Source organism: Klebsiella sp. NPDC088457 (assembly GCF_044900465.1).
Lineage (GTDB): Bacteria > Pseudomonadota > Gammaproteobacteria > Enterobacterales > Enterobacteriaceae > Klebsiella.
Genome location: NZ_JBJDNH010000093.1, coordinates 1 through 6,037, shown reverse-complemented (window position 1 = coordinate 6,037; position 6,037 = coordinate 1). Strand labels below are relative to the sequence as shown.

Annotated in this window: 10 protein-coding genes and 1 pseudogene; 9 read left to right on the top strand and 2 right to left on the bottom strand. The window is 50.2% G+C overall.

All coding sequences use genetic code 11. The features are described 5' to 3' along the window. Nucleotides 1–106: 106 nt before the first annotated feature. Both ACI2JR_RS27805 and ACI2JR_RS27800 read right to left on the bottom strand, forming a co-directional pair. Nucleotides 107–448, bottom strand: a complete 342-nt coding sequence (locus tag ACI2JR_RS27805) for a DUF3024 domain-containing protein (RefSeq protein ID WP_462480054.1) — start codon at nt 446–448, stop codon at nt 107–109. Nucleotides 449–484: 36 nt separating this feature from the next. After that, a complete protein-coding gene (locus tag ACI2JR_RS27800; RefSeq protein WP_462480053.1) occupies nt 485–1,114 on the bottom strand; it encodes a LexA family protein in 630 nt (209 codons plus the stop codon). 93 nt (nt 1,115–1,207) lie between these two features. Between ACI2JR_RS27800 and ACI2JR_RS27795 the strand changes: the two genes are divergently transcribed. The 9 genes and pseudogenes from ACI2JR_RS27795 (at nt 1,208) to ACI2JR_RS27755 (ending at nt 5,988) form a co-directional block, all read left to right on the top strand. Beyond that, nucleotides 1,208–1,435 carry a transcriptional regulator gene (locus ACI2JR_RS27795; protein WP_462480052.1) on the top strand — a complete coding sequence of 76 codons (228 nt, stop codon included), beginning with the start codon at nt 1,208–1,210 and terminating at the stop codon, nt 1,433–1,435. A gap of 132 nt (nt 1,436–1,567) precedes the next feature. Further along, nucleotides 1,568–2,062 (top strand): CII family transcriptional regulator, encoded by a 495-nt coding sequence (locus ACI2JR_RS27790; RefSeq protein ID WP_462480051.1) that lies wholly within the window; start codon nt 1,568–1,570, stop codon nt 2,060–2,062. 2 nt (nt 2,063–2,064) lie between these two features. Continuing rightward, nucleotides 2,065–2,532, top strand: coding sequence for a lysis protein (locus tag ACI2JR_RS27785; protein ID WP_462480050.1), 468 nt, complete (start codon nt 2,065–2,067; stop codon nt 2,530–2,532). A 172-nt stretch (nt 2,533–2,704) separates the two neighbouring features. Then, nucleotides 2,705–3,280: a hypothetical protein gene (locus tag ACI2JR_RS27780; protein ID WP_462480049.1), complete on the top strand. Its 576-nt coding sequence runs from the start codon at nt 2,705–2,707 to the stop codon at nt 3,278–3,280. Beyond that, a complete protein-coding gene (locus tag ACI2JR_RS27775; RefSeq protein ID WP_462480048.1) occupies nt 3,277–3,633 on the top strand; it encodes a hypothetical protein in 357 nt (118 codons plus the stop codon). The genes ACI2JR_RS27780 and ACI2JR_RS27775 overlap by 4 nt, the downstream gene beginning before the upstream one ends. A gap of 136 nt (nt 3,634–3,769) precedes the next feature. Next, the gene (locus ACI2JR_RS27770; protein WP_462480047.1) at nt 3,770–4,207 is read left to right on the top strand and encodes a ubiquitin carboxyl-hydrolase; all 438 of its coding nucleotides are present in this window, start codon (nt 3,770–3,772) and stop codon (nt 4,205–4,207) included. Beyond that, a pseudogene (locus tag ACI2JR_RS27765) lies at nt 4,171–4,308 on the top strand (PBSX family phage terminase large subunit); the annotation flags it as partial. The gene ACI2JR_RS27770 and the pseudogene ACI2JR_RS27765, both read left to right, overlap by 37 nt. A 9-nt stretch (nt 4,309–4,317) precedes the next feature. Further along, the gene (locus ACI2JR_RS27760) at nt 4,318–5,568 is read left to right on the top strand and encodes a DUF1073 domain-containing protein (RefSeq protein WP_462480046.1); all 1,251 of its coding nucleotides are present in this window, start codon (nt 4,318–4,320) and stop codon (nt 5,566–5,568) included. 114 nt (nt 5,569–5,682) lie between these two features. After that, nucleotides 5,683–5,988: a hypothetical protein gene (locus tag ACI2JR_RS27755; RefSeq protein WP_462480045.1), complete on the top strand. Its 306-nt coding sequence runs from the start codon at nt 5,683–5,685 to the stop codon at nt 5,986–5,988. Nucleotides 5,989–6,037 lie beyond the last annotated feature (49 nt).

The window sequence follows — 6,037 nt, the reverse complement described above, 5'->3', positions numbered from 1 at the left end:
CATTGGCTATTTCACTTACCAACGCAGCATGGCTATTTGTTTTTTGGATGATTGTAAAAAGGATGTGAGCCATGGAACTTCATCACCCAAACACCTCATCATCTCATCACCCAAAGAAGCAGCAATCTGGATCGACGCGCACGACCTCCAGAGCCTCGGTAAGCGTTTCTGCTGTGTCGTAAAGATGCCAGCGCATATCCTTGCGCATCCAGTACAGCTTCCACTGGCGTTGAGTCCTGAAGTATTTGATGCGCACAGAAGGGAGAATGTTAGTTTCTCCTGGCTCGCCGTTCCATATCGGTCTCTGCTCGCCGATTTCGATAGTCTGGTCGTTGATGCTATAGACGATATCCAGCTCTTTTCTCACGTGTGCAGTCGGTCTTATGCTGTCAACAAACTGTCTTACCTCTTTGTTTACGGCGTGATACTCAAGGTCGTTGAATGCCATATTGACTCCTTGTTAACCAAACACCTCGTCAGGCCACTAAACAAGCCTTAACTTGGTTTCCACTGCTACGCCGATAATCCTGCAATTTCCGTTAATGTTTGTAATAGGCCACTGAGGGTTAAGCCCCTTCAGGTATCTGCGACCGCCATCAATCACTAATTTCTTGAACGTTGCTTCGTTTGAATCGGAAAGCTTGGCAATCACCAGGCTGCCGTTAATGGCTTCTCTGCCTGTGTCAAAAAGTACATAAGTACCTTCAGGAATACTCAGCCCTGCGGGAGATGTCATTGAATCTCCATCCACCAATAGCCAAAATGCGGCGCCTTGAATGTGCGCGTCAGACTCCAACCATAAATCTATGTCTTTCAGCGTGTACGGCTCAATAGCTTCTGCCCACGCGCCAGCTTGGACATTGCTCAGGACCGGGTATCTAGCCCCTTTAGTGTACGGCTGGAAATTTGAGACATTGCTATGTTCTTTGCTTTCCTCACCCGATAAGTACCCTACGGGCATGCCGTATTCCCTTTCCAGCCTCGCAGCACCTTTCTCACCAAGAGAACTCTTTCCGGTGATGATCTGCGATATATAGCTTTTATCTTTTGCGGGCAGGGTTCGATTCTCAAACCATTCCTGCAGGCGCTTACGCCTAGTCTCTTTTATGTCCATACGCACATGATGATTAGCAAAAACTAAATAAGCAAATACTTGACGTCGTGTTTAGTGTTTAATAAACTCACCTCATACAACCGAGGTGAATGCATGGAACTTAAAACCTACATCGACAGCCTGGAGCGTGGAAAAGTTAAAGAGTTGGCTGCATCTCTTGGCATTTCAAGCTCCTATCTATCTCAGATGGCATCTGGGAAAACCGCTATCTCCCCAACTCGTTGCGTAGAAATCGAAGCCGTAACGAATCGCGAGGTTAGCCGTAAAGATCTGCGCCCTGATGACTGGGAAAAAATCTGGCCTGAGCTGGCAGCAGCATAAGTAACAACCCCACAACGGACGCTCGTCCTACGTCGCTGTAAAAGCGAATCCAAAAACACCAAAACAAATCTATTGGCATGCCTCAGGCATAGCCATAACTAACTATTTTTCAACACCAAGGAATTATCACTTATGGAAAACACAATCAAACGCAATAAAGCCAACGCTCGCCAGATTGAATCATGGCTTCTCAGTCAGGTATCCATCATCGGCGGTCGCAATGTCGCTAAGGCGATCGGAGTTGACGAATCACAGGTAAGCCGATGGAAGGTTTCATGGTTTCCGAAGATTTCAATGCTGCTTGCGGTGCTGGAGTGGGGGGTCGTTGATGACGATATCGCACGGCTGGCGAAGGAAGTCGCCGCGGTTCTCACAAAACAAAAATCGCCCGGCGGCAACCGAGCGATCAGAGCAGATATCAAACGCTGGGCTCCGCCGAACGAGAACAACACGCAGGCGTATATCAACAGCGTGGCTCAGGCGACGGGCGTCACCCCCGAGCAGCGCATCGACACCAGCGACAGCCGGTTCATGATGAAACTGTTGCAGGCCATCATTAAGCATGAGAACGGGAGCCAGCCGTACAGCTTCGATACGTTTGTTCGTGCCGTCGATCTCGCTGGTTAGTCATGAGCCGCTTAACCGCCATTATCAGCGCAGTGGTTATCTGCCTGATTGTCTGCCTTGGGTGGCTGGCTAATCACTACCATGACAACGCTACCGAGTTCAAAGAGCAGCGTGATAAAGCGACTGAGCAGCGCAACCTGGCTAACGCCACCATCACCGACATGCAGACCCGTCAGCGTGACGTCGCTGCGCTTGATGCAAAGTACACGAAGGAATTAGCCGATGCAAAAGCTGAAAATGATGCTCTGCAGCGCAAGCTTGATAATGGTGGCCGGGTGCTCGTCAAAGGCAAGTGTCCAGTGTCAGCCGCAGCTCAAGCCACCGGCGCCGCCAGCATGGGCGATGATGCCACCGTCGAACTCTCTGCAGTTGCTGGACGAAACGTTCTCGGTATCCGGTCCGGAATCATCAGTGACCAAACAGCCCTGAGCGTCCTGCAGGACTACATCCGCACGCAGTGCCTGAAATAACAGAGCCAGCTTAACCGCTGGCTTTTTTATGTAGTAAATATCCGCGCCATGCCCGGCGCATTCACGCAAAGCCTTACAGAAATAAGCTTCGGAGAATCACCGTTATAAGCGGCGGCTTCTTTGCGGGCGGTGTTTCTGGGCAACGAGGCTTATTTTTATAAGGTAAAACGCCATGAACACTCAACTGACGTTCAAAGATCACCAGGTCGTTCCCTTTGATAATGGTGATGGAAAGATCTGGTTTACCAGTGAACAACTCGCTGAATTACTGGATTACGCCGACAGCAAGAAAGTGGCAAACATCTACAACCGTAGAAAAGACGAGTTCACGGATAGTATGTCTGTCATCCTCAAAGTGAGGACTTGTAAAGAAAACAATGAGATACAGCATACAAAAATCAGAGTTTTCTCTCCAAGAGGCGCGCACCTCGTTGGCATGTTCGCTCGTACAAAAGTAGCGAAAGACCTGAGAGTGTGGTTGTTGGATCTGGCTGATAAAGAATCCGGGGCAATCGTCGGCACTCTCGATGTTAACGGGTTAATACAAATGACCGGCCAGCAGATTCATAATCAGATTGCTGCTTTCGATCGCATGTCATTTGAGCATCGCGGGCAGAAAGGCAGCGGACTGATGTCGCAACGCAAGCGCGACATCAAAAAGATTAAAGAAGCCACAAAGCTGGCGTTACAACTGACGCAATTCTCCATCCCTGACATGGGTGATTTTGCAGGAGGTGAGCCAGCATGACGCCACAGGACTTCATTCATAAAAATGTAACTGCCGAGCCGATAAAGCTCGGCTACGACCAGAACGCTGCAATGACCGGTGCAGATATGGCGATTGACCACTACCGACGATGCTCACAAGCCAGCAGGAAGGGCAAGATATTTGATGACTGTCTGTATATCGCCAAGCAGTGGGCTGGCAAGCAAAAGTCGAAGCCAAATCCTGAACACCACCAAGCGCCGTATCGTCGCAGCATCCCCACATTAACCATGACCGCAGCCCGACGGGGCACTCCTCTGCGTGAGTGTGTGGGGATAATCAATAACGATGCATACCGCGATTTGCCGCCTGACATAGCGGATTTGCGCTCATAGCTCGCCATTCAGCGCGAGGGTAGAAGAAGCTGAGTATGTTTTACAGAGCTTTCCACTGAGAAGGCTCGATAAAATAGTGATGATATTAATACCCGCCACGGGCCGGATACTCACTCAACAGCAGGAAATTCTAAAAATGGCGACCAAAAAGAAAACTGGCCGCCCTTCTGATTACTTACCAGAGGTGGCGGATGACATTTGCGCTCTGCTTGCCAATGGTGAAAGCCTGGTCAAAGTTTGCAAACGACCAGGCATGCCGGGAAAGGCTACAGTATTCCGTTGGCTTGCCGAACATGAAGAGTTTCGAGACAAGTACGCAAAGGCGGTCGAGGCCCGAGCCGATGCCGTTTTCGAAGAGCTATTCGAAATTGCCGATGATGCGGTCGAAGAATCGGCGGCAGTTGCTAAAGCCCGTCTGCGTATCGACACGCGCAAATGGGCGCTCGCCAGAATGAATCCTAAAAAGTACGGCGACAAGATAACTAATGAGCTTGTAGGCAAAAACGGCGGCCCGATACAGGTAGAAACACGCCCATTAACGGCAGGGTTAAGGTTGAGAGCAAAAAGGACATGAAGAAGCGAGGCATACCTTCGCCAAACATGGCCGATTCGTTAATCATGGCCTTTGCGCCATCTTCTAATGCTCTGGAGAGACTGAAAGCCCTCTCCAGTTAAGGTGAGGCAATGGCTAAGCGCAGCAACCGACAACAAAAGAAAATTGAAAAGCGGCTGGACAGTTACCAGAACGTTTTCATGAACATTGGTACGGGAGGCGATCGATCTGCATACAGCAAAATACGCTTCTCTCACCTGCTGAACAGGGCAACGTTAGACAATATCTATATCGGTGACGGTCTTGGTCGGCGTATCGTCGACATCGTCGCAGATGAGATGTTTCGCGCAGGTTTCAGCGTAGAGGGCGCGAGCGATCAGCCGAAAATCATGTCTCGCTGGGACGAGCTAAACCTTACCCAGCATTTTACCGACGCAGTAGCATGGTCTCGGCTATACGGCGGCTCTCTTATTCTTTTTGGTGTTAATGACGGTGGCGATCTCACATCTGAGATTGGGCATGGAGAACTTGAGTTTGTGCGCGTCTATGACCGTTATCAGGTGCAACCTTTTTTACGTGACGTTAACCCGGAAAGCCGGACGTATGGCGAAGTCATTCAGTATCAGATCAGCCCGATATCAGGTACTCCATATTATGTTCACGCCTCACGTTGCCATATTTTTGATGGTGAGCGCCTGCCTAATCAGATCCGGCATCAAAATCAGGGTTGGGGAGCGTCATGCCTGCAGGGCATTTATGATGCACTAACCGATTTTGGCATGAGCCATAAGCATGCGACAAGCCTCCTTGAGCGTAAACAGCAGGGGGTGTGGTCTGCGGCAGACCTTGCGGAATTGTGCAGTGATGGCGAGGGAAGGGAAGCGGTGCAAGCGCGACTTAATATGGTCGACATGACCCGCAGTATTGGCAATACGATCGGTGTTGACGCCAGAACAGAAAAGTACGAATTGCTCAATGGTGACTTATCCGGCGTCACTGACTTGCAGGACAGAAAGCAACTAAGGATTTCCGCGCTGACGGGGATTGATGAGCAGATTCTGTTCACTAAAACGCCAACGGGTCAGGGGGCTGATAAAACCACAGTTCCCGAGTCGTGGAAACAGCTGATCGGACGGAAGCAAAAAGATGAGGCCCGCCCGGCAATAGAGAAAGCGGTGAGCTACCTCACAACCGACGCCACCTGGACAATCAAATTCAACCCGCTCTCTGTGCCTTCTGATAAAGAGCGTGCGGAAACGGCGAATCAGTGGGCTCAGGCAGACGAGAGGTACTCTCAGCTTGGCTGGGTCAGCAATGATGAAGGCGTTGCGACACTGAAAGCCCGCGGCGGTTACGTTTATCCGGAGGAGGATGATGGCTAAGGTATGGCTTCACCCCTACGGCATTGAACGTGACTACACAAACGCACTGGTTAAGGTGACAAAGCAGTTCAACCGGAGCATTACGGATTATTACGGCGATATCCGAACCTGGCTATGCTCTACGACGGCGGTGGAATTCGAGTCAACGAGCACAACGGGAGCAAAATCACGCTGCCGGAGTCGTTTATTATTCCGACAACTTGTACAAAACAACTGGTACGTATGTGGTTTAAACTGCCGACGTCGGACATTGGCGATACCACTGTTTTGTATAATAACCAGCTGCTGGTGATTGGCGGGACGTATGCGTCAAACCAGTCTCTAGCTTACCTGGGGGCGAATAATACCGCATCAGGAACGCTGAACAATATTGTTATCGTTGCAGCTGATTACGCAGATAACGTCTCCCGCTTTAGCTAACAACAAATTGCGCCTGTCATGAAAATTGATAGGCACTCCCTCCCTTGAT